At 68.8% G+C, this 22,617-nt stretch carries 24 protein-coding genes and 1 pseudogene; 17 read left to right on the forward strand and 8 right to left on the reverse strand.

The annotated features are described in order from the left end of the window. Nucleotides 1–188: 188 nt before the first annotated feature. The 3 genes from ROA7023_RS09690 to ROA7023_RS09700 are packed head-to-tail and all read right to left on the reverse strand — an operon-like array spanning nt 189 to nt 2,412. Nucleotides 189–989 (reverse strand): metal ABC transporter permease, encoded by an 801-nt coding sequence (locus tag ROA7023_RS09690; protein WP_085878817.1) that lies wholly within the window; start codon nt 987–989, stop codon nt 189–191. Next, nucleotides 986–1,837: an ATP-binding cassette domain-containing protein gene (locus ROA7023_RS09695; protein ID WP_085878818.1), complete on the reverse strand. Its 852-nt coding sequence runs from the start codon at nt 1,835–1,837 to the stop codon at nt 986–988. The genes ROA7023_RS09690 and ROA7023_RS09695 overlap by 4 nt, the downstream gene beginning before the upstream one ends. Continuing rightward, a complete protein-coding gene (locus ROA7023_RS09700; protein ID WP_234992119.1) occupies nt 1,834–2,412 on the reverse strand; it encodes a Fur family transcriptional regulator in 579 nt (192 codons plus the stop codon). The genes ROA7023_RS09695 and ROA7023_RS09700 overlap by 4 nt, the downstream gene beginning before the upstream one ends. Nucleotides 2,413–2,628: 216 nt before the next feature. On the opposite strand from ROA7023_RS09700, the gene ROA7023_RS09705 reads away from it, so the two are divergent. Beyond that, complete coding sequence (locus tag ROA7023_RS09705) at nt 2,629–3,582, forward strand: zinc ABC transporter substrate-binding protein (RefSeq protein WP_234992121.1); 954 nt, start codon at nt 2,629–2,631, stop codon at nt 3,580–3,582. A gap of 96 nt (nt 3,583–3,678) precedes the next feature. On the opposite strand, the gene ROA7023_RS09710 is transcribed toward ROA7023_RS09705, so the two are convergent. Then, nucleotides 3,679–4,428, reverse strand: coding sequence for a YebC/PmpR family DNA-binding transcriptional regulator (locus ROA7023_RS09710; protein WP_085878820.1), 750 nt, complete (start codon nt 4,426–4,428; stop codon nt 3,679–3,681). Nucleotides 4,429–4,676: 248 nt separating this feature from the next. Between ROA7023_RS09710 and ROA7023_RS09715 the strand changes: the two genes are divergently transcribed. The 3 genes and pseudogenes from ROA7023_RS09715 to ROA7023_RS09725 all read left to right on the forward strand — a co-directional run bounded on the left by ROA7023_RS09715 (nt 4,677) and on the right by ROA7023_RS09725 (nt 6,611). After that, nucleotides 4,677–5,405, forward strand: coding sequence for a glutamine amidotransferase (locus ROA7023_RS09715; protein WP_085878821.1), 729 nt, complete (start codon nt 4,677–4,679; stop codon nt 5,403–5,405). Continuing rightward, nucleotides 5,402–6,298 (forward strand): annotated as a pseudogene (locus ROA7023_RS09720) (DMT family transporter). The gene ROA7023_RS09715 and the pseudogene ROA7023_RS09720 overlap by 4 nt, the downstream one beginning before the upstream one ends. A 73-nt stretch (nt 6,299–6,371) precedes the next feature. After that, nucleotides 6,372–6,611 (forward strand): HP1242/YdcH family protein, encoded by a 240-nt coding sequence (locus ROA7023_RS09725; RefSeq protein WP_085878822.1) that lies wholly within the window; start codon nt 6,372–6,374, stop codon nt 6,609–6,611. 67 nt (nt 6,612–6,678) lie between these two features. Here ROA7023_RS09725 and ROA7023_RS09730 read toward each other — a convergent pair whose 3' ends face one another. The 3 genes from ROA7023_RS09730 to ROA7023_RS09740 form a co-directional block, all read right to left on the reverse strand. Continuing rightward, nucleotides 6,679–7,131, reverse strand: a complete 453-nt coding sequence (locus ROA7023_RS09730; protein ID WP_085878823.1) for an SRPBCC family protein — start codon at nt 7,129–7,131, stop codon at nt 6,679–6,681. A gap of 61 nt (nt 7,132–7,192) precedes the next feature. After that, the gene (locus tag ROA7023_RS09735; RefSeq protein WP_085878824.1) at nt 7,193–8,596 is read right to left on the reverse strand and encodes a helix-turn-helix domain-containing protein; all 1,404 of its coding nucleotides are present in this window, start codon (nt 8,594–8,596) and stop codon (nt 7,193–7,195) included. 76 nt (nt 8,597–8,672) lie between these two features. Beyond that, complete coding sequence (locus tag ROA7023_RS09740) at nt 8,673–9,896, reverse strand: multidrug effflux MFS transporter (RefSeq protein ID WP_085878825.1); 1,224 nt, start codon at nt 9,894–9,896, stop codon at nt 8,673–8,675. Nucleotides 9,897–10,086: 190 nt separating this feature from the next. On the opposite strand from ROA7023_RS09740, the gene ROA7023_RS09745 reads away from it, so the two are divergent. The 8 genes from ROA7023_RS09745 to ROA7023_RS09780 all read left to right on the forward strand — a co-directional run bounded on the left by ROA7023_RS09745 (nt 10,087) and on the right by ROA7023_RS09780 (nt 16,473). Then, nucleotides 10,087–11,619, forward strand: coding sequence for an acyl-CoA carboxylase subunit beta (locus tag ROA7023_RS09745; RefSeq protein WP_085878826.1), 1,533 nt, complete (start codon nt 10,087–10,089; stop codon nt 11,617–11,619). 81 nt (nt 11,620–11,700) lie between these two features. Then, nucleotides 11,701–12,069, forward strand: coding sequence for a hypothetical protein (locus tag ROA7023_RS09750; RefSeq protein WP_085878827.1), 369 nt, complete (start codon nt 11,701–11,703; stop codon nt 12,067–12,069). After that, nucleotides 12,066–12,473: a RidA family protein gene (locus ROA7023_RS09755; RefSeq protein WP_234992123.1), complete on the forward strand. Its 408-nt coding sequence runs from the start codon at nt 12,066–12,068 to the stop codon at nt 12,471–12,473. The genes ROA7023_RS09750 and ROA7023_RS09755 overlap by 4 nt, the downstream gene beginning before the upstream one ends. Then, complete coding sequence (locus ROA7023_RS09760) at nt 12,470–12,880, forward strand: DUF6497 family protein (protein ID WP_085878828.1); 411 nt, start codon at nt 12,470–12,472, stop codon at nt 12,878–12,880. Before ROA7023_RS09755 ends, ROA7023_RS09760 begins: the two co-directional genes overlap by 4 nt. Beyond that, nucleotides 12,880–13,239 (forward strand): hypothetical protein, encoded by a 360-nt coding sequence (locus tag ROA7023_RS09765; RefSeq protein ID WP_143535509.1) that lies wholly within the window; start codon nt 12,880–12,882, stop codon nt 13,237–13,239. Before ROA7023_RS09760 ends, ROA7023_RS09765 begins: the two co-directional genes overlap by 1 nt. 307 nt (nt 13,240–13,546) lie before the next feature. Continuing rightward, nucleotides 13,547–13,768 carry a hypothetical protein gene (locus ROA7023_RS09770; protein ID WP_085878829.1) on the forward strand — a complete coding sequence of 74 codons (222 nt, stop codon included), beginning with the start codon at nt 13,547–13,549 and terminating at the stop codon, nt 13,766–13,768. 99 nt (nt 13,769–13,867) lie between these two features. Next, nucleotides 13,868–15,868, forward strand: coding sequence for an acetyl-CoA carboxylase biotin carboxylase subunit (locus tag ROA7023_RS09775; protein WP_085878830.1), 2,001 nt, complete (start codon nt 13,868–13,870; stop codon nt 15,866–15,868). Nucleotides 15,869–15,975: 107 nt separating this feature from the next. Beyond that, nucleotides 15,976–16,473 carry a hypothetical protein gene (locus ROA7023_RS09780; protein ID WP_085878831.1) on the forward strand — a complete coding sequence of 166 codons (498 nt, stop codon included), beginning with the start codon at nt 15,976–15,978 and terminating at the stop codon, nt 16,471–16,473. Nucleotides 16,474–16,549: 76 nt separating this feature from the next. Here the strand turns inward: ROA7023_RS09780 and ROA7023_RS09785 are convergent, their stop codons facing one another. Further along, a complete protein-coding gene (locus ROA7023_RS09785; protein WP_085878832.1) occupies nt 16,550–17,056 on the reverse strand; it encodes a DUF4174 domain-containing protein in 507 nt (168 codons plus the stop codon). Between the two features lie 442 nt (nt 17,057–17,498). Here ROA7023_RS09785 and scpA point away from each other — a divergent pair, with 442 nt between their 5' ends. From scpA to ROA7023_RS09810, 5 genes are all read left to right on the forward strand, one after another. Then, a complete protein-coding gene (gene scpA / locus ROA7023_RS09790; RefSeq protein ID WP_085878833.1) occupies nt 17,499–19,634 on the forward strand; it encodes a methylmalonyl-CoA mutase in 2,136 nt (711 codons plus the stop codon). 184 nt (nt 19,635–19,818) lie between these two features. Beyond that, nucleotides 19,819–20,421, forward strand: coding sequence for a VOC family protein (locus tag ROA7023_RS09795; RefSeq protein WP_085878834.1), 603 nt, complete (start codon nt 19,819–19,821; stop codon nt 20,419–20,421). Continuing rightward, complete coding sequence (locus ROA7023_RS09800) at nt 20,418–20,888, forward strand: GNAT family N-acetyltransferase (RefSeq protein WP_085878835.1); 471 nt, start codon at nt 20,418–20,420, stop codon at nt 20,886–20,888. The genes ROA7023_RS09795 and ROA7023_RS09800 overlap by 4 nt, the downstream gene beginning before the upstream one ends. 31 nt (nt 20,889–20,919) lie before the next feature. Further along, nucleotides 20,920–21,603 carry a molecular chaperone DjiA gene (locus ROA7023_RS09805; RefSeq protein ID WP_085878836.1) on the forward strand — a complete coding sequence of 228 codons (684 nt, stop codon included), beginning with the start codon at nt 20,920–20,922 and terminating at the stop codon, nt 21,601–21,603. Next, entirely contained in the window at nt 21,600–22,616 is a 1,017-nt protein-coding gene (locus ROA7023_RS09810) for an endonuclease/exonuclease/phosphatase family protein (RefSeq protein WP_085878837.1), read from the forward strand. Before ROA7023_RS09805 ends, ROA7023_RS09810 begins: the two co-directional genes overlap by 4 nt. The last annotated feature ends 1 nt before the right edge of the window (nt 22,617 follow it).

Raw genomic sequence — 22,617 nt, forward strand, 5'->3', positions numbered from 1 at the left:
ACGGCGGCGGAAAGCGAAACCGCGCGGGGCGCATCGCCGGGGATCGCCGGGGCTGGTGTTGATTCCATTGGCAAAACGCCTTGCCGCGCCTTGGCGCAGGGCGAAAGGCGCGGCGCAGCACGGGGCGCCGATGCCGCAGAATAAGGCAGATCCTTGGGCTGGGCTCTGGGACGGGGCGGCCCGCGCCCCTAGCGCCCGGCGCCGAACAGCCCCCTGAGGCTGGAAAGCGCGAAAAGCGCCGCCGCCACCGTGACGATCGAGGGCCCGGTGGGCGTGTCGAGATGCCAGGACATCCACAGGCCGCCCAGCGCGCAGACCGCCCCGACGGGGGCGGCAAGCAGGGCCATGCGCTCGGGCGTGGTGGCGAAGGGGCGGGCGATGGCCGGCGGGATGATCAGCAGGGACACGATCAGCAGCACGCCGACCACCTTGATCGACACCGCCACCACCAGCGCCGAGGCCAGTGTCAGCACCGCCTGCTCGCGGGCCGGGTTGATCCCGGCGGCGCGGGCGAGATCATCATTCAGTGTCGCGGTCAGCAGCGCCGACCAGCGCCACCCGATCAGCGCCAGCACCAGCGCCCCGCCGCCCCAGATCAGCGCGAGGTCGCCACGATTGACCGCGAGGATGTCGCCGAAGAGATAGGCCATCAGGTCGATCCGCGGCCCGCCCGTCAACGAGACCGCGACCAGCCCCAACGCAAGCGCCGAATAGGCCAGCACCCCCAGCGTGGCGTCCACCCCGAGGGCCCGCCGCTCCAGCAGGGTCAGGGCGCCGGCCATGACGAGCGCCACAGTCAGGACGCCGACCTGCACCGGCAGGGACAGTGCCAGCGACAGCGCCACGCCGAGGATCGCGGCATGGGCGGTCGCGTCGCCGAAATAGGCCATCCGGCGCCAGACGATGAAACAGCCCAGCGGCGCGGCGGCAAGTGCTACCCCGACCCCGGCCAGCGCCGCGCGGACAAGAAACGAATCGAGCCAGCTCACGTGGCGGACCCGTGGTCGTGGCCGTCGTGGTCGTGCCCGTGATCGCCGTGGCCATGCACATGGCCGTCGTGCCCGTGGCCATGGCCCTTATGATCATGGGCGTGATCGTGCTCGTGCCGGTAGAGCGCGAGCGCCCCTTGCGTGCCGGTGCCGAAGAGGGCCCGGTATTCGGGGGCGGAGGCCACGTGTTCCGGGGCCCCTTCGCAGCAGACATGCCCGTTGAGGCAGATCACCCGGTCCGAGGCCGCCATGACCACGTGCAATTCGTGGCTGACCATGACCACGGCGCAGCCGATCTCGCGCCGGACCTCCTCGATGCGCTGGTAGAAGGCGGCGGAGCCGGGCTGATCCAGACCCTGGGTCGCTTCGTCGAGGATCAGAAGGTCGGGATCGACCAGCAGGGCGCGGGCCAGCATCACCCGCTGGAACTGCCCGCCCGAGAGGCCCGACATCTGCCGCCCCGAGAGCTCGGCCGCGCCGGCGCGGGTCAGGGCGCGGGCGGCGTCGGCATCGCTCACCCGGACGGGCAGCGACAGGAACCGCCGCACCGTCAGCGGCAGGGTCCGGTCCACGTGGAGCTTTTGCGGAACGTAGCCGATGCGCAGGCCGGGAAACCGCGAAATCGTGCCGGCGCTGGGCCGAATGGCGCCGAGGATGGCCCGCAGCAGCGTCGTCTTGCCCGATCCGTTGGGGCCGACGATGGTCACGATCTCGCCGCGCCTGAGGGCGAGGGTCACGTCGCGCAGCACCACCTCGCGCCCCAGCCGGATCGTCAGCCCGTCGATATCGACGAGCGTCTCGCCCTGCGCGGCCGCGCCGGCAGGGGCGGTGGGGCGGACCGCGGTCATCGCGCGGCGCCGTCGGTTTGGCCGGGGCCGCCGGTTTGGGCGGGGCCCTTTGCAGAGGCGGAGCCGTCTGCGGTGGCCGGGCCGGTGACGCGGCATTTCGGGCAGAGGCCGGTGGCCTCGACCACGGCGGCCTCGATCTCGAACCCGGCGGCGCGGGCGGCGCGGCCAAGCCTGCCCGCGGAGGGGCTCGACGTGGTCTCGGCCACGGCCTCGCAAGCGCGGCAGATGAGGAAGGCGGGCGCGTGTCGCGCCCCCGGCTGGGTGCAGGCGATGAAGGCGTTCAACCGCTCTATCTTGTGGGCGAAGCCGTGGGTCACCAGGAAATCCAGCGCCCGGTAGGCCACCGGCGGCTGCGAGCCGAGCCCCTCGCGCCGCAGGATGTCCAGGATCTCGTAGGCGCCCATGGCGCGATGCTCGGCCAGCAGGATTTCCAGCACACGGCGCCGTCCCGGGGTCAGGTGAAGCCCGGCCGCGCGGCAATGGGTGTCCGCGGCGGCCACGGCGCTGTCGATGCAGCGGGCATGGTCGTGCGAGGCGAAGCCGATCGTCGTCAGGGCGTCTGCTGTGTCGCTCATGGGCGGTCCCCGGGGGCCGGGCCCAGGCGCGGGCCGCACCGCCCTGCCGACTCGGCTGATCTGTGGAAGAATGTCATCGGAGGGGTTGATATGTTATAGTATTACATCTAGCAAGCCCTCGATCCATTACGACCGGGCAGGTTCGATATGCGCATTTTCCTTGTTTGCGGCGGCGTCCTGGCCTCTGCGGCGTCAGCCCTTGCGGATGTGCCCCAGGTGGCTGCGGACATCGCGCCGGTGCAGGGCCTGGTGGCGCGGGTCATGGGCGATCTTGGCTCGCCGGCCCTGATCGTGCCGCCGGGTGCCTCGCCCCATGCCTATGCGATGCGCCCGTCCGAGGCGGCGGCGCTGGAGCCCGCCCGCCTGGTGGTCGAGGTGGGCGCCGGCCTGACGCCCTGGTTCGCCGACACGGTCGCGACCCTCGCGCCGGAGGCGCAGCTGCTGACGCTGATGACCGTGCCGGGCACCCGGGTGCTGCCCAGCCGGGCCGACGGGGTGTTCGCCGGGGCCGGTGGCCCGGGCCGCGATCAGGCGGCGCAGGACGCCCATGGTGCGCACGAGGACCAGGAGGACCACGGCGCACACGAAGACCAAGGCGATCACGGTGCGCATGACGCGCATGCCGTGACGGGGGACCGCGATCTCCATGACCATGGTCCCGAGGATCCGCATGGCTGGCTCGACCCGGCGAATGCCGCGGTCTGGCTCGGCGCAATCGCCGAGGCGCTGGCCGAGATCGACCCCGAAAACGCCGAGACCTACCGCGCCAATGCCAGGGCCGGACAGGCGGAGATCGCCGATACCGTGGCCGAGGTCCGGGCGATGCTCGCCCCGGTCCGGGGCCGCGGCTTCGTCGTGTTTCACGATGCCTACGGCTATTTCGAGGCCGCCTTCGACATGCCGGCCCTCGCCGCGCTCGCCGTCAGCGACGCGGCGGATCCGGGCGCGGCCAGGATCGTGGCGATCCGCGACGCGCTCGACGGCATGCAGGTGGATTGCGTCTTTACCGAGCCGCAGTTCAACACCGATCTCGCCACGGCGATCTTCGACGGCAACGTCCCCACGGCGATCCTGGACCCGCTGGGCTCGGCGGTGCCGCCGGGGCCGTCCTTCTATCCCGAGTTCCTGCTGAACGTCGGGGCCTCGATGGCGGGCTGCCTGGCGCGGTGATGCGGACCCCGCGCCGGGGTGCCCCGCTCCAGCCTCCGCGGCCAGACCGGCCCCGCCTCCGCGGTGCGGCGGGGGGGGCGGACTGATCCGCCGCGGTCAGGAGTTGGCGTAGGCGTCCATCACCTCGTCGGTGGCCTCGAAATTGGTGGTGACGCTCTGGATATCGTCGTCGTCCTCAAGCGCGTCGACCAGCTTCATCAGCTTGGCAAGCCCGTCGAGATCGACCTCGGAGGTCGTGGTCGGCCGCCACACGAGCTTGGTCGTCTCCGATTCGCCCAAATGCTCCTCGAGCCCGGTGGACACCTCGTTGAGGTCGGTGTCGGCGCACCAGACGACATGGCCGTCCTCCGAGCTCTCGACATCCTCGGCCCCGGCCTCGATCGCGGCCATCATCACCGCGTCGGCGTCACCGACGCTGGCCGGGTAGATCACCTGGCCCTTGCGTTCGAACATGAACCCGACAGAGCCGGTCTCGCCCAGGTTGCCGCCGTTCTTGCCGAAAGTCGAGCGCACCGTGGAGGCCGTGCGGTTGCGGTTGTCGGTCATCGCCTCGACGATCACGGCCACGCCGTTCGGGCCGTAGCCCTCATAGCGGATTTCCTCGTAGTTCTCGGCGTCGCCGCCCATGGCCTTCTTGATGGCGCGGTCGATCACGTCCTTGGGGACGGAGGAGGTCTTGGCCTCTTTCACGGCCATCCGCAGGCGCGGGTTCTTGTCGGGGTCCGGGTCGCCCATCTTGGCGGCCACGGTGATCTCCTTGGCGAGCTTGGAGAAGAGCTTGGAGCGGGCCGCGTCCTGGCGTCCCTTGCGATGCTGAATGTTCGCCCACTTGGAATGGCCGGCCATGGGGTATCCTCACCTCGTCTGATTGCGCGGCATATAGGGCAGAGGACGGGGGTGCTGCAACACCGTTCGGCGCGTGTGCGGGGCCTGCGGGGCGCGAAGAGGCCGCCCGGACGTGCCGGCGGGCGCGGTCGCGGGCGCCTGGGCCGTCCTGTTGCCCGCTCACCGGGGGGCCGGCCCGGCACGGCGGGGCCCCGGCAACTTCGCCCGGGCTCTGGCCATTGGCGCGGCGGGGCGGTAATCCGCCAGGGATGAAACCCTTTCTGATCCTCCAGCTGCGCCCCGAGGCCGAGGCCTCGGACGACGAATTCGCGGCCCTCCTGCGCAAGAGCGGGCTGGGACCGGAGGACGTGCGCCGGGTGCGGCTCGATTGCGAAGAGCTGCCCGGGCGGCTGTCCCTCGACGATTATTCCGGTGTGATCGTCGGCGGCGGGCCCGGCTGCGTCAGCGATGCGCCCGACGACAAGAGCCCGGTCGAGGCGCGGATCGAATCCACCTGCCTGGGGCTGATGCCCGAGATCCTGGCCCGCGACATTCCGTTCATGGGCTGCTGCTACGGGATCGGAATCCTGGCCCATGCCATGGGCGGGCAGGTGTCGAAACGGCGCTACGCAGAGCCGGTGGGCACCACCACCTGCCGGGTGACCGAGGTGGCCGACCCGCTGACCGACGGCTTGCCGGAGGTCTTCGAGGCCTTCGTCGGGCACAAGGAGGCGGTGCAGGCGCTGCCCGCGGGCGCGGTGCGCCTGCTCGCCTCGGACACCTGTCCGTTCCAGATGATCCGGGCCGGCCGGAACGTCTATGCGACCCAGTTCCATCCCGAGGCCGATGCCGCGGGCTTTGCCACGCGGATCCGGATCTACCGCAACAAGGGCTATTTCGCGCCCGACCAGGCCGACGACCTGATCGCCATGTGCCGGCAGGCGCAGGTCGACGTGCCCGAGCGGATCCTCGCCCGTTTCGTGGAGCGCTACGGATGAAGCGCCCGTCGCAACCATTGGCGGGCGCGTTCTGGATGGTGGTGACCGGGATGAACTTCGTTGCCGTCACCGCCATCGTGAAACACGTGGGCAGCGACATCCCGGCGCCGCAATCGGCCTTTCTGCGCTACGCGCTGGGGCTCGTCTTCGTGATCCCGATGCTGCGCCCGATCCTGAGTGCACAACTGACCAAGAGGCAGCTGTGGCTGTTCTCGGCGCGGGGGGTGGTGCATACGCTCGGGGTGATGCTGTGGTTCTTCGCGATGACCCGGATCACCATCGCCGAAGTGACGGCGATGAATTACCTCAACCCGGTCTATGTCACGATCGCCGCGGCGCTGTTGATGGGCGAGGCGCTGCCGCCCCGCAGGCTCGCGGCGGTGGGGCTGGCCCTGCTGGGGGCGCTGATCATCCTGCGCCCCGGCATCCGCGAGGTCGGCGTCGGCCACCTGGCGATGATCGGCACGGCGATCTTTTTCGCCGCTGGATACCTGATCGCCAAGATGATGTCCGACGAGGTGCCGGCTCTGGCGGTCGTGGGGATGCTCTCGATCACGGTGACGATCGGGCTTGCCCCGTTTGCCGCGGCGGTTTGGGTGACGCCGTCGCTGACGGATCTGGCCTGGCTCTTCGGGGTGGCGACATTCGCCACGGCGGGGCATTACACGATGACACTGGCCTTCGCCGCGGCCCCGCTGACGGTGACCCAGCCGGTGACGTTCCTGCAACTGGTCTGAGCCGTGCTGCTGGGCGCGGTTGCCTTCGACGAGCCGCTGGACGGCTGGGTGGTGCTGGGGGGCGCGATCATCCTGGGCTCGGTGTCGTTCATCTCGTGGCGCGAGGCGCGGGCGCGTCGGTCGATAACCCCGGCGGTGCCGCAAACGAAGGGCTGACCTTGATCTCTGTCAAGGCGGCGCGGCGGTGCCGGTGCGACTGAACCCGGACAGGCCAGAGAGAGGGGAACAGATGTCTCACACACCACACGAATTGTCCGAGGATTTTCCGGGGCAGGCGGAGGCGATCCATGCGCTCAAGTCGCGCGACACGCATTTCGCCCACCTCGTGGACAGCTACCATGAAGTCAACCGTGCCGTGCACCGGGCCGAGACGGATGTGGAGCCGGCCTCGGACGCCCGCATCACCGATCTGCGCAAACAGCGGATGCGGCTGAAGGACGAGATCGCGTCCGCTCTGTCGGAGGCCTGACCCGGGGGCGTCCGGCTTGCAAGGGGGCCCAGATTATTCGCGAATAATCTGGCGCCGGGGGCCGATGTCACGCCTCTGGAGGGGTCTCGACACGGGTCTGGAAGCGCTCGAAGAACTCGTCGGCCATCTTGCGGGCGAAGCCGCCGACGATCCTGTTGCCCAGCTGCGCGAGCTTGCCGCCGACCTGGGCATCTACCTCGTATGCCAGCTCCGTGCCGCCCTCCACCTCGACCAGCGACACTGCAGCGGCGCCCTTGGCAAAGCCGGCCACGCCGCCCTTGCCCTCGCCGACCAGCCGGTAGCTTTTTGGCGGGTCGGCGTCCTCGATCGTCACCGCGCCCCGGAAGGTCGCCTTGACCGGGCCGACCTTCTGCTTGACGACCGCCTCGAACCCGGTTTCGGCCGATCCGGTGAGCTCTTCGCAGCCGGGAATGCAGGCCTTGAGGGTCTCGGGGTCGTTCAGCCGGGCCCAGACCGTCTCGCGGTCGGCCGCGATGGTGCGGGTTCCTGAAAGTTCCATTTCGCCTCCGTGACAGGATATGGCCTCTTATCTCTTAGCCGTCCGGCAGGGGCAATGGGTCTCACTCAACCCGGTAGGGCAGTATGTCCCGCCGGTCGGGATCCACCGACAGCCGCCTTTCCAGCGGCGGCACCGACCGCTGGTGGCAGGTCTTGCGCTCGCAGATCCGGCAGGAGATGCCGATGGGCTCGAACGCTGCGGCGCGGTCCGTGTCCAGATCGTCGGCATAGACCAGGTCACCGGCGTGGCGCACCTCGCACCCCAGCCCGATCGCATAGCGCTGCACCGGTGCGCCCCAGGCGCCGCCCGGCTTGGTGATCTCGCGCGCGAGGCAGAGATACCGCGCCCCGTCCGGCGTCTCGGCCAGCTGGCGCAGCCACTGGCCCGGCGTCTCGAAGGCGCGGTGCACGTTCCACAGTGGGCAGGCGCCGCCGAACCGGGCGAATTGCAGCGATGTCGCCGAGTGCCGCTTGGTGATCGTGCCGGCCTGGTCCACGCGGACGAAGAACACCGGCAGCCCCTTGGCGCCGGGCCGCTGGAGGGTGGACAGCCGATGGGCCACCTGCTCGAAGCTGGCGCCGAAATGGTCGGCCAGACGCTCGATGTCGTGGCGCATGTCCCGTGCCGCCTCTAGAAAGCGCGTGTAGGGCAGGAGGGCGGCGCCCGCGAAATAATTCGCCAGCCCCACCCGCGCGATGGCTCGGCTCTCGGAGGTCTGGAACCGGGCGAGATCCAGCGTCGCCTCTATCAGGTCAGTCTGCATGGTCAGCGCGACCTGCAGCAGCACCTGGAAATTGCGGCTCGCGACGGGGGCGCGGTGCGAGAGGGTCAGGGTCCGGCTGGCGGGGTCGAAGCTGCGGACCGGCCCGCTGTCGGCCATGGTCACGCGGATGCCCCGATCCTCCAGCAGCGCGGCCGCGGCCTCTGCCGGTGTCCGGCCCGCGGCGGCGGCGCGCTGGGCCAGATGCTCGGCCGCGCGGTCAACGGCATCCAGGTAATTGTCGCAATAGTGAAAGAAGTCGCGCACCTCTTCCCAGGGCGAGGGCTGCAGCCGGCCTTCCTCGCGCCCCAGCGCCGCGTCCAGCGAGGCGAGGCGTTCGTGGGATTGGCGATAGGCCTTGTGCAGGTCCAGAAAGGCCCGCAGCAGGGTCGGCGCGTTGGAGGCCGCAAGCCGCAGGTCCGTCAGCGGCGGGGCAGGGCCGGAAAACACTGAATCGGCCAGGGCCTCGCGCATGTCCGACACTAGGCGGGCTTCGTCCCCCGAGGTCAGCTCGGTCACGTCGAAGCCGAATTCCTGCGCCAGCGCGAGGACCACCGCCGTCGAGACGGGGCGGTTGTTGTTCTCCATCTGGTTCAGATAGGGCAGCGATACGCCCAGTTTCCGGGCGAAGACCTTCTGCGTCACCCCGACCCGGCCGCGCAATTCACGCAGCTTGGTTCCCGCATAGAGTTTCTGGACCGCCATCTCGCGCCTTTGCAGCTTTGCCCGGTCGGCTTAGCGGGTGCAAAGCGATGGCTCAAGGCCCGAGGTTCGCGGGATCTCAGGTATCGGTGACGCCGATCTGACGGGCCCGCCAGATGACGAAGAGGATCGCCAGGCCGGACATCAGGGTCGAGCTGAGCATGATCGCCAACAGCGGCCAGGCCCCGGTCTCGACGTTGAGAAGCGTGCCCGTCGCCGCAGAGAGCACCGCCCCGCCGCCGATCATGAAGGCCCCGCCGAGGCCGCTGGCGGTGCCGGCCAGGTGCGGCCGGACGGACAGCAGACCGGCCGTGGCATTGGGCATGGTCATGCCGTTGCCGAGGCCGAGGAAAGAGCACAGGCCGAAGAAGATGACCGCGTTGGTCATTCCGTTCAGTGTCAGCACCAGCGATACCGCGAGACCGGCACCGGACAGCACCGCGCCGATCAGGACCATCCTGTTGACGCCGGCCCGGACCGAGTAGCGGCCCGACAGCCCGTTGCCAATCGCATAGCCGATGGCCGGTGCCCCGAGTGCCATACCGGTCATCAGCGGCGACAGGCCGAAGATGTCCCCGGCCACGAACGACGCGCCGCCCAGAAAGGCGAAGAACGCCCCGGCCGAGAAGGCCAGGCACAGGGTGTAGCCCCAGAACCGCGGCGAGCGCAGCAACTCGGGGTAGGTGCGGACCTGCTCGGCGAAGCCCACGCCGTTTCCGGCGACGGTCTCTCCCTGATCCGAAATCACGAGCGCCAGAACCCCCGCGCCGCAAAGCGCGAGGAATATGAACGTGGCGTGCCAGTCGAAGAGCTGATCCAGGAAACCTCCGATCATCGGGCCGAACATCGGCACCAGGGCCATCCCCATGGTGACGTAGCCCAGCATCGAGGCGGCCTGCTCTTGCGGGACCATGTCGCGGACGATGGCGCGGCTGAGCGCGATGCCGGTGACGATCGCGCCCTGGACCATCCGGAACGCCAGAAAGACCCCCGCGGTCGGGGCGAGGACCGCGCCGATCGTGGCCAGGATGAAGATGATGAGCGAGCCGATCATCACCGGGCGACGGCCGAAGCGGTCGGAGACCGGGCCGATCACGATCTGCAGCGCGGCGGTCGTGGCGAGATACCCCGACACCGCAAGCTGCATCACCGCGTAATCCACGGCGAAGTAATCGGCCATCCCGCTGAGCGAGGGCAGGAAGATCGACATGTTCAGCGCCGAGATCCCCGCGATGAGGATCAGCGTCAGCACATGGGGCGGAGTCGTCCGGTCGAGAAAGCGGACCATCGGGGCTGTTGTCATGGATCCCTATCTAGCGATCCCGCCCCGCAGGTCCATGGGCTGTGGCGCACCGTGGTCTGTGCGCGAGAGACTTGGCAAGTTTGCAATTATCCGAGAGGGCAAACCATAGGGTTTGCAAATATGCGCCTTCCCGCTTCAAACCGTGCCGGCGATGTCCTAGGGTCCGGCCAAGTGCACCGGGGAGGACGCCATGCAAGACATCCTGCAGGAACTGGAACACCGCCGGGCCGAGGCGCGCATCGGCGGGGGCGAGAAACGGATCGCCGCGCAGCATGCCAAGGGCAAGCTGACCGCCCGCGAACGGATCGACCTTTTGCTGGACGAGGGGTCGTTCGAGGAGTTCGACATGTTCGTGGCCCATCGCTGCACCGATTTCGGGATGCAGGACAGCCGTCCGGCCGGGGACGGCGTGGTCACCGGCTGGGGGACGATCAACGGCCGGATGGTCTATCTCTATTCCCAGGATTTCACGGTCTTCGGCGGGTCGCTGTCGGAAACCCATGCCAAGAAGATCTGCAAGATCATGGATATGGCGATGCAGAACGGCGCCCCGGTGATCGGGCTGAACGATTCGGGCGGCGCGCGGATCCAGGAGGGGGTTGCCTCGCTCGCAGGCTATGCCGAGGTGTTCCAGCGCAACGTGATGGCCAGCGGCGTGGTGCCGCAGATCAGCGTCATCATGGGCCCCTGCGCGGGCGGCGCGGTCTATTCGCCGGCGATGACGGATTTCATCTTCATGGTGCGCGACAGCTCCTACATGTTCGTGACCGGGCCGGACGTGGTGAAGACGGTCACCAACGAGCATGTGACCGCCGAGGAGCTGGGCGGCGCACTGACCCATACCCGCAAGTCCTCAGTGGCCGACGGCGCCTTCGAGAACGATGTCGAGGCGATGGCCGAGGTCCGGCGGCTGGTCGACTTCCTGCCGCTGTCGAACCGCGAAAAGCCGCCTGTGCGGCCGTTCTTCGACGATGTGGACCGGGTGGACAGCAGCCTCGATACGTTGATCCCGGACAATTCGAACGCGCCCTACGACATGAAGGAGCTGATCACCAAGGTGGCCGACGAGGGCGATTTCTACGAGATCCAGGAGGATTTCGCCAAGAACGTCATCACCGGCTTCATCCGGCTGGAAGGGCAGAGCGTGGGCGTGGTGGCGAACCAGCCGATGGTGCTGGCTGGCTGCCTCGACATCGACAGCTCGCGCAAGGCGGCGCGTTTCGTGCGGTTCTGCGACGCGTTCGAGATCCCGATCCTGACCTTTGTCGACGTGCCGGGGTTCCTGCCCGGGACCGGGCAGGAGCTGGGCGGCGTCATCAAGCACGGCGCGAAGCTGCTCTTCGCCTATGGCGAGGCGACGGTGCCGAAGGTGACGGTGATCACCCGCAAGGCCTATGGCGGGGCCTATGACGTGATGTCCTCCAAACACCTGCGCGGGGATTTCAACTATGCCTGGCCCACCGCCGAGATCGCGGTGATGGGGGCGAAGGGGGCGACCGAGATCCTCTACCGCTCGGAACTGGGCAATCCCGAGAAGATCGCCGCGCGGACGGCGGAATACGAGGACCGCTTCGCCAACCCGTTCGTGGCGGCCGAGAAGGGGTTCATCGACGAGGTGATCCAGCCGCGCTCGACCCGGCGGCGGGTGTGTCGGGCGTTCGCGGCGCTGCGCGGCAAGACGTTGACCAACCCCTGGAAGAAACACGACAACATTCCGCTGTGAGGCGAGCGGGGGAGGGGGGCGTCTGCCCCCCGTCGGCCGGGGCCGACTCCCCCCGAGGATATTTGGAACCAGAAGAAGATCATGGCGCGGCGCGACTGGCATATGACGGAGATCGAGGGCGGTGTGGCCCTGTCGCGCACGGGGCGCGGGCGGCTGGACGTGCTGGCCGAGACGGTTCTGCCCGCGGCCCGGCCCGGCCGGGTGGCGCATCAGGTCCGGCAGGATGTCTGGCGGGCGCTGCGGCGGGTGCGAGGGTTTTCGCCGGTGGTTCACGTGCAGCGGCTGGGGGGCGAACTGAGGGTGGTGGCTGGCGGACAGGTGTCCGGCCGGGTGCCGCCGGATGCATCGGCGCGGATCGCCGCGGTGCTGGCCGATCGGGGCAACCGCGCTCGCTGGGTGGCCCACGCGGGGCGCGGGGAGCCCCGGGCCGCGCCGGAGCGGCACTCATGAGCGGCGCGGGCGGGCCGCTGTTTCACATGGTGGCCGGCGGGCCGCGCCCGGTCGCACCGTTCAGCCACGCGGTGGAGGCCGATGGCTGGGTGATCCTGACCGGCCAGATGCCGACCGACGCGCGGGCCCCCGATGCGCCTTTGCCCGAGGGCATCGTGGCCCAGACCCGGGCAGTGATGGAGAACCTGCGGATCGTGCTCTGCGGGTTGGGCCTCGATCTTGGCCACGTGGTGCAGTGCCGCTGTTACCTCACCGCGTTCGAGCGCGACTATGCGGCGTTCAACGACACCTACCAGAGCTATTTCCCGGCCGACCGGCGCCCGGCGCGGACCACCGTCGGGGTGACGGCCCTGGCCGTCGGGGCGCTGGTCGAGATCGATTGCATTGCGCGGAGGCCCGAATGACCCTGCGCCGCCCTGTCCGGTCCCTTTTCCTGTCCCTCGGCCTTGCCCTCACGCCGGCGGCCGCGGCCATGGCGGCGGATCTGGCCACCCCCACGGGCCAGTCGCTGACGCTATACGACGTGGTGCTGGAGCCCGAGACAGGCGTCGCGCGGTTCCTGTTCCTTGCGCCCGGCATCACGCTCGATGCGGATGCGGGGCCGAGCTATTCGGATGTCCAGGCGGATTTTCCCTGGCTCTGCGATGAGGTCATCGTGCCGGCCCTGCGCGAGAACGGCTGGGGGGCGGAGGAGGTCGTGATCTCGATGTCCGACCGCCAGGTGGATTTCGGGGTCAGCGACCCGGAGGCGACGCAATTCTTCGAGGTCTTCAGCCTCGGCGAGGACGGCTGCACATGGGAGGGGTTCTGATGGAAAAGCACCGCGGGTTTCCCGGCCGGCTGCCGGGCACGGATTTCCAGTTCACCATCCGCCGCGCCGCCAAGGAGGGGCCGACAAAGCTGATCGCCCGCGAACGCTTTGCCGACCGGCGCCCGGCCGACCGGCGGGCCGACGAGGGGTTCATGTGGGCGTTGAAGGAGCATTTCGGCGAAGAGCCCTTCGTGCGCGGCAACCTCGACGCCGGCCGGCTGAGCTGGCTTTTCGGGCGCGAAGTGGTGCCCGCCGAGGACCCGTTCGACCCGGCGGATTATGATTCGCTGCTGCGGATCGACATGCGGCGGGCGCAGGCGAGCTTTCCGCAGGTCTTCGAGCCGGGATGGACGCCGTGAACGACTTGACCCCTTCGTTTGTCGGCATTTCCTTGCCGAGCTTCGCGCCGCTTGGGCAGTTATTGGCCAAGCCCGGCGCGCTGCGCGAAATAATCGTTCCCGGGGGCGCCGGATCATGCAGAGTTGGCATTGTCGGCGGCGTTTCCAGCAAGACTTCGCCGGCAGAATGTCCAAACCCTATCCCTTCCCCTGCGGGACGGTCCCGCACTTCCCAAAGCGGGCCGTCCCGCCCCCTTTTCAAGGCTTGCAGCTTGCCATGCAGGCAGGCACCTTGGATCTCGCAGAATGCATCCACAGGAGGGAAACCATGCAATCCTACATCAAGCCGGCCGTTCTCGTTCTCGCCGTTGCCGGTCTCGGCCTTTCGGCCTGCACCGAAACCACCACTGACGCGGACCGCGCGGCGATCGGCGCCGCCGCGGCCGGCGGCCTCACGCTGCTTACCGGTGGCGACAACCGCGATGCGGCGGGCGCGGCGCTTGCCGGTGGCGCTGCCGGCGCCCTGTGCGACGACGTCGGCGCCTGCTGATCGCAGCGCCACACTGACGGGGCCTTCGGGGCCCGGACCAATACGAGCCGTCGGGGGGCAACCTCCGACGGCTTTTTCGCGTCACGACGAGGGAAGAGAATGTTCACCAAACTGCTGATCGCCAACCGCGGCGAAATCGCCTGCCGTGTCATCAAGACGGCGCGGAAGATGGGGATCGCCACGGTGGCGATCTATTCCGACGCCGATCGCAACGCGCTGCATGTGCGGATGGCCGACGAGGCGGTCCGGATCGGCCCGCCCCCGGCGAACCAGTCCTACATCGTCATCGACAAGGTGATGGCGGCGATCCGCGAGACCGGGGCGCAGGCGGTGCATCCCGGCTATGGCTTTCTGTCGGAGAACCCCAAGTTCGCCAAGGCGCTGCAGGTCGAGGGCGTGGCCTTCGTCGGACCACCGGTGAAGGCGATCGAGGCGATGGGCGACAAGATCACCTCGAAGAAGATCGCGCAGGAGGCCGGGGTCTCGACCGTGCCCGGCTACATGGGCCTGATCGCCGATGCCGACGAGGCGATCCGGATATCGGGAGAGATCGGCTATCCGGTGATGATCAAGGCCAGCGCGGGGGGCGGCGGCAAGGGGATGCGGATCGCCTGGAAAGAGGACGAGGTCCGCGAGGGGTTCCAGTCGTCGAAGAACGAGGCGGCCAACAGTTTCGGCGACGACCGGATCTTCATCGAGAAATTCGTGACCCAGCCCCGGCATATCGAGATCCAGGTGCTCTGCGACACCCACGGCAACGCGGTGTATCTTGGCGAGCGGGAATGCTCGATCCAGCGGCGCAACCAGAAGGTCATCGAGGAGGCGCCCTCGCCGTTCCTCGACGCCGAGACCCGCAAGGCGATGGGAGAGCAGGCCTGCACCCTGGCCAAGGCGGTCGGCTATGCCAGCGCCGGGACGGTGGAATTCATCGTCGATGGTGCGCGGAACTTCTATTTCCTCGAGATGAACACGCGGCTGCAGGTGGAACATCCGGTGACCGAGCTGATCACCGGCATCGACCTGGTCGAGCAGATGATCCGCGTGGCCAACGGCGAGCCGCTGTCGATCACGCAGGACGACATCAAGCTGAACGGCTGGGCGATGGAATCGCGGCTTTATGCCGAGGATCCCTATCGGGGGTTCCTGCCCTCGATCGGGCGGCTGTCGCGCTATCGCCCCCCGGCCGAAGAGGCCGATGCGACCCGGGCCGTGCGCAACGACACAGGTGTCTTCGAGGGCGGCGAGATCTCGATGTTCTACGACCCGATGATCGCCAAGCTCTGCACCTGGGCGCCGACCCGCGCCGCGGCCATCGACGAGATGCGGCGGGCGCTGGACGGGTTCGAGGTCGAGGGCATCGGGCACAACCTGCCGTTCCTGTCGGCGGTCATGGATCACCCGAAGTTCGTCTCGGGCGACATCACCACGGCGTTCATCGCCGAGGAATATCCCGACGGCTTCGAGGGCGTGACCCTGCCCGCCGAGGACCTCCGCCGGCTGGCGGCCGTGGCGGCGGCGATGCACCGGGTGTCCGAGATCCGCCGGACCCGTGTTTCGGGCCGGCTTGGCAATCACGAGCGTCACGTGGGCGCGGATTGGGTGGTCAACCTGCAGGGAGAGTCCTTCCGCCTGTCGATTTCGGCTGACAAGGGGGGGGCGACCGTGGTTTTCGCGGACGGCGGCGAGCTGCGGGTCGAGAGCGACTGGACCCCGGGCCAACCTCTGGCGCGGCTGCAGGTGGATGGCGCACCGCTGGTCCTGAAGGTCGGCAAGATCTCGGGCGGGTTCCGGATCCGGTCGCGGGGGGCGGACCTCAAGGTGCATGTGCGCACGCCGCGCCAGGCCGAGCTTGCCGCGCTGATGCCCGAAAAGGTGCCGGCGGACACGTCGCGCCTGCTGCTCTGCCCGATGCCGGGGCTGATCGTGAAGATCGACGTGGAAGCGGGGCAGGAAGTGCAGGAAGGGCAGACGCTCTGCACGGTCGAGGCGATGAAGATGGAGAACATCCTGCGGGCCGAGCGCCGCGGGGTCGTGGCGCGGGTCAACGCGGTCGCCGGCGACAGCCTGGCGGTGGACGATGTGATCATGGAGTTCGAGTGAGGTCATGCCGGCCATGGGCACCTTAACGATCCCGAAAGCCTTCTGTGCGAGGGTCGTGGGAGAAGTAGCCCTGTCCCGGGGGCGGGGCGGGGGCCTTGCGAGGTGTCATGTCGCGCGTATCGATCCTGTTCCTGCTGTGCCTCTCCCTGTCGGCCTGTGCGCTGGACTCGGCGGATCAGGCGCGGGCGCGGGTCACGGGCTGGCTCTATCCGGGCGAAGAGATCTACTTCAACGCGACCCGCTATTGCAGCGTCGGGGTCTATCGGCTGACGCGGCCGGACCTGCGCAGCACGCTCTACCTGGTGGCCGACGCGGAACGCGCCCTGTGGCATGTCCGGCAGGGACACGCAGTGGCGATCCGGCTGGAGAACGGCTCGCCCAACGACCTGTCCCAGGCGATCATGTCGATGGATCTGCCCCACGGGCTTGGGCTGTTGTCTTCGGCTACGGGACCGCGGGACTGCATGACCATGCGCATCGCCAACGGCACCTATGCAGTGCTGATGAGCCCGGACGCGTTCACGATCTACGATCCGAACACGGATGTGCTGGTCTTGGTCGATCCGGTGCGCGAGGTGGCCGTCTACATGCGCGGAAACGTCTGATCCCGGCGCGGTCCGCCCGCGCCCGGGCCGTGCCAGAATATTCGCGAATATTCTGGGGCCCGGGTCTGGGCGGCGCTCAATCGACCCTGCGGCGGTCCTCGACCTCTTGCAGGCGCAGCGGCATCTTGTCGATCGACCGGGTGATTTCACGAACATCCCAGGGCAGCAGCTTGCGCAGCTTGATCTCGCCATCCTTGCCCACCAGAGCCAGCATGAACCCGCGCGGCCGGAGCCGCTGCCGGATCGGACTGGATCGCTCGGGGTCCGAATCCGCCACCACCAGCATATCCCGGTCCACGAGATCGCCGATGCCCGCCTCGATCAGGGCCATCTGTCGTTGGAAATTCGGATCGAACGGACTGTCGGCAAAGACGACGACCGCCCGCGCGATCCAGTGGAAATCCTCCAGCAGGACCTCATCGCCGTCGAAAACGGTATCGGGGGCGGCAAGCCAGCGCTCGACCGTGCTCAGGTCGGCATCGGGATCGGCATCTGAGGCGACAATCGCCGACGACGCGGTCTCCTGCGCGAGGGCGGGCAGGGTCGTCAGGCACATCAGGGCGGCAAGGGTCAGTCTGATCATGTCTGTAGATATAGGGCGGCCGGGCCCCGAGACACAGGGCCAACCTGTCCAAAGCACGACAAATTTAGAAACAAGCGTCCCGTGCGTGCCGTGCCGCCTCACCCGACCGGCCAGGTCTGCAGGCCCGCGCCCGGGGTCAAAGGGCGACGCTCCACCGATTCCGGCCGTTCAAAGCGCGTCCCTGCCCATTCGGTCGAGCGCCCCGCCGGCTGCGCCGAGGCCCGGGCGCACCGCTCCCGGTCGCGGTGCGCCGCACGACCGGGGTCGCGCAAGCCATCTCTGGCGAACGCTGGTGCGCCCCCGACCCGGGGCGCCCGGCCAACGCCCCCTGCACCGACCCCGGCCCGCACCGGGACCACCGAGCGAACCGGGGCCATGACTGACAGGAACGACGCGCAAGACGGGCCCGGGCCCGCACCCGCACAGACAGGAGGACGCATCCTTGGAACAGCACAATCCGCACGCTGAATGGGCCGAGATTGCCCGCGCCGAGCGCAAGGGCCGTGACCCCGACGAGCTGACCTGGGAGACGCTCGAGGGCATTCCGGTCAAGCCCCTCTACACCGCCGCCGACACGGCCGAGCTGCCGCACATGGGAGGCATCCCCGGCGCCGCGCCCTTCACCCGCGGGGTGAAGGCCACGATGTACGCCGGGCGCCCCTGGACGATCCGCCAATACGCCGGCTTTTCGACGGCCGAGGAATCGAATGCCTTCTATCGCCGCGCACTGGATGCAGGCCAGCAGGGCGTCTCGGTCGCCTTCGACCTGGCCACCCACCGTGGCTATGACAGCGATCACCCCAGGGTGGAGGGCGACGTCGGCAAGGCCGGCGTGGCCATCGACAGCGTCGAGGACATGAAGATCCTGTTCGACGGCATCCCGCTCGACAAGGTCTCGGTCTCGATGACGATGAACGGCGCGGTGATCCCGATCCTGGCCAGTTTCATCGTGACGGGGGAGGAGCAGGGCCACGACCGCAAGCTGCTCTCCGGCACCATCCAGAACGACATCCTCAAGGAGTTCATGGTCCGCAACACCTATGTCTACCCGCCCGAACCCTCGATGCGGATCGTGGCGGACATCATCGAATACACCTCGAACGAGATGCCGCGGTTCAACTCCATTTCGATCTCCGGCTACCACATGCAGGAGGCCGGTGCGAACCTGGTGCAAGAGCTGGCCTTCACCCTTGCCGACGGGCGCGAATACGTCCGGACCGCCATCGCCCGCGGCATGGATGTGGACCGGTTCGCGCCGCGCCTGTCGTTCTTCTTCGCCATCGGCATGAACTTCTTCATGGAGGCCGCCAAGCTGCGCGCCGCGCGACTGCTCTGGCACCGCATCATGTCCGAGTTCGCGCCCAAGGATCAGCGCTCGTCGATGCTGCGCACCCATTGCCAGACCTCCGGCGTCAGCCTGCAGGAACAGGACCCCTACAACAACGTCGTCCGCACGGCGTACGAGGCGATGTCGGCCGTGCTCGGCGGCACGCAGTCGCTGCATACCAACGCGCTGGACGAGGCCATCGCCCTGCCGACGGATTTCTCCGCCCGCATCGCCCGCAACACCCAGTTGATCCTGCAGGAGGAAACCGGCGTCACCAAGGTGGTCGACCCGCTGGCCGGCAGCTACTACGTAGAGACCCTGACCCACGATCTCGCCGAGGCCGCCTGGCAATTGATCGAGGAGGTCGAGGAGATGGGCGGCATGACCAAGGCGGTCGCCTCCGGCATGCCCAAGCTCCGGATCGAGGAAAGCGCGGCGCGCCGCCAGGCCGACATCGATCGCGGCAACGACGTCATCGTCGGGGTCAACAAATACCGCAAGGACAAGGAAGACCCGATCGACATCATGTCGATCGACAACGACAAGGTGCGCGAGGGGCAGGTCGCCGCCCTCGCCAGGATCCGCGCCTCGCGAGACCAGCCCGCCTGCGACTCGGCGCTGGCCGAACTCACCCGCCGCGCCGCCGAGGGCGGCAATCTTCTGGAAGCCGCCGTCGAGGCCGCCCGCCACCGTGCCACCGTCGGAGAAATCAGCATGGCCATGGAAAAGATCTTCGGTCGGCACCGCGCCGAGGTCAAAACCCTCGCCGGGGTCTACGGCGCCGCCTACGAGGGCGACGCGGGCTTCGCCGAGATCCAGAAGTCGGTCGAGGATTTCGCCGAGGACGAGGGCCGCCGGCCCCGGATGCTCGTGGTGAAGATGGGCCAGGACGGGCATGACCGCGGTGCCAAGGTGATTGCCACGGCCTTTGCCGACATCGGCTTCGACGTGGACGTGGGCCCGCTGTTCCAGACCCCCGAAGAGGCCGCCCAGGACGCGATCGACAACGACGTCCATGTCATCGGCATCTCGTCGCAGGCCGCGGGCCACAAGACCCTCGCCCCCAAGCTGGTCCAGGCCCTCAAGGACCAGGGCGCCGAGGACATCCTCGTCATCTGTGGCGGCGTGATCCCGCACCAGGACTACGACTTTCTCTACAAGGCGGGCGTCAAGGCCATCTTCGGCCCCGGCACGAACATTCCGGCTGCGGCCAAGGATATCCTGCACCTGATCCGCGCCGCCCGGTCCTGATCTTCATCTTGGCCGAAAACTCCGGGGTCCGGGGCAGCGCCCCGGGGGTCCGATCGTGGCGCGACGGCCCCACCGGCGGACCGTCGGGCGCCCCCGGCCGGCGCCCCCTTGCATCCGGTCCCCGGGCGGAGAACCTTCGCGCAGGTTCGACGAAACCGGTCTTGACGAAACGAGGGGGCGCCGCGTGCAGCTCGATCACATTGCCATTGGGGCGGACGACCTCCGGGCCGGCGTCGCCGCCGTCGAGCAGGCCCTGGGCGTGGCGCTGCGGTCCGGCGGCCGGCACGCCCGCTACGGTACGCACAACCGCCTGCTGGGGCTGGGCGAGCTTTACCTCGAGGTCATCGCGCCGGACCCCGAGGCACACCCCGAGGAGCCGCGCTGGTTCGCGCTGGACAGCTTTTCCGGCCCGCCGCGGCTGGTCAACTGGCTCTGCGCGGTCCCCGACCTGGTGGCCGCCCTTGCCGCGGCACCGGTTCCGGCGGGCCGGCCCGTGGCGCTGACGCGGGGCGACCTTTCCTGGCGCATCGCCGTGCCCGAAGATGGCAGTCTGCCCGCGGGCGGAGCCTTCCCCACGTTGCTCGAATGGGCGCCGGGCACCCGCCATCCGGCCAGCCGCCTGCCCGACAGCGGCTGCCGCCTCCGCCGGCTCACGATCCGCCACCCCCGTGCGGAGGAACTCGCAGAGAGCCTCGCCCTGGCCGATCCGCGCGTCGCGTTCGAGAACGGCGCCCCCGCGCTCTCGGCCGAGCTCGACACACCCAATGGCCCGAGGGCGCTGCCATGATCCGCACCGCCACCCCCGCCGATGCCCTCGCCATCGCCGAGATCTGGAACCATTACATCCGGGTCTCCACGAACACCTTCGCCTCGATCGAGAAGACAGAGGCGGACATCGCAATGCTTCTGGAAAGCCGTCCGATCTTCGTGGCGGATCAGGCGGGCAACATCTCCGGCTTTGCCCATTGGGGCCCGTTTCGCGGGGCCGACGGCTATCGCCACACGGCCGAGCACACGGTCTACCTGCGCCCCGACACCGCCCGCCGGGGCACCGGCCGCGCCTTGATGGCCGAGGTCGAGGCCCACGCCGCGGCGGCGGGCATCCATACGATCTGGGCCGCGATCAGCGCCGAGAACGCCGCGGGCATCGCCTTTCACGAGCGTCTGGGCTACACCGACGCCGTGCGGCTCAACGAGGTGGGCCGCAAGTTCGATCGCTGGCTCGACCTGGTGCTCATGCAAAAACGTCTCTGACAACCGGCCGCAGGACCGTTAAGCTCCCCCCATGTCCATCTGGTCCCGCATCGCCGACGCGCTCTCGGCCCTTCGCGCCGGCGAGGGGCTGTCGACCGTTTTCGACACCCTGCGCAGCCCGCCAGAGCGCCGCGCGGCCTTCGCCATCGCGGTGATCGCGCTTGGGGCGAAGATGGCCAAGGCGGATGGCCTCGTGACCCGCGACGAGGTGACCGCCTTCCGCGAGGTGTTCCACATCCCGCCCGACCAGGAAAAGAACGCGGCCCGGCTGTTCAACATGGCGCGGACCGACGTGGCCGGCTTCGAGGAATACGCGACCCGGATCGCCGCCATGTTCGAGGATCGGCGCGAGACCCTCTGCGACCTGATGGAGGGGCTGTTTCACATCGCCCTTGCCGACGGGACCTATCATCCGAACGAGGATGCCTTCCTGTACCGCGTGGCCGAGATCTTCGGCTTCGACCGGACCCGGTTCGCCCGGCTGCGGGCGCAATTCGTGCCCGATGCCGAACGCGACCCCTATGACATCCTGGCCGTCGCGCCCGACGCGAGCCTGGCCGAGGTACGGCAGGCCTGGCGCAAGCTCGTCCGCTCCAGCCACCCTGACGTGATGATCGCCCGCGGCGTGCCCGAGGAGGCGGTGAAGCTCGCCGAGAAGCGGCTGATCGCCGTCAACCGCGCCTGGGAGGAGATCAGCGAGGCCCGCGCCCGATGAGGATCGCCACCTACAACGTCGAATGGTTCACGCATCTGTTCGACGACCGGGGCGATTTCCTGCCCGCGGGCGGCTGGTCCGGCCGCCGCGACGTGACTCGCGGCCAGCAGGCCGCCGCGCTGGCGGAGGTCTTTTCGGCGATGGACGCGGACGCGGTGATGGTCATCGAGGCGCCCGACAGCCACGCCCGCCGCGATGGCGTGGCCGCCCTGCTGTCCTTCGCGGCACGGTTCGGCCTGCGCACGCGCGCGGCGCTGTTGGGATTCGTGAACCAGACCCAGCAAGAGATCGCGCTGCTCTACGATCCCGACGCGATGACGGTCCGGCACGATCCCAAGGGCGCCATCTCGGGGGACGCCTGGGCGCCGCGCTTCGACCAGGGCTTTCGCTTCGACCTCGATATCGACCGGGCCCCCGAAACCATACATTGGTCCAAGCCGCCGCTGGAACTGGCGGTGACCACCGCCGCGGGCATCACCCTGCGGATGATCGGGGTCCACGCGAAATCCAAGGCGCCGCACGGTGCGCGCACCGCGCATGAGGTCATGGCCGTCTCCATCGCCAACCGGCGCAAGCAGCTGGCGCAATGCATCTGGCTGCGCCACCGGATCGAGACCCATCTGGAGGCCGGTGACAGCCTGATCGTGCTGGGGGATTTCAACGACGGCCCCGGGCTCGACGAATACGAAAAGCTCTTCGGCCGCTCGGGGATCGAGATCGTGATGGGCGAGGGGGACGGCGCCCGGCTCCATGACCCGCACGCCCGCGCGGCGCTGACCCAGCGTCTGGGCGCCCGCCCGACCTCGGCCCGGTTCCGCATTCCGCCCGAGGGGCGCTACCTCAGCGCGCTGCTGGATTACGTGATGGTCTCGGCCGATCTGCTGGAGCGCGCACCGCGCTGGCTGATCTGGCATCCGTTCGAGGACCCCGATTGCTTTGCCGACGACCGATTGCGCCGGGCGCTGCTGACGGCCTCGGATCACTTCCCGGTGTCGCTCGACATCGACATCTGAC

The sequence above is a fragment of the Roseisalinus antarcticus genome (genome assembly GCF_900172355.1).
GTDB lineage: Bacteria > Pseudomonadota > Alphaproteobacteria > Rhodobacterales > Rhodobacteraceae > Oceanicola > Oceanicola antarcticus_A.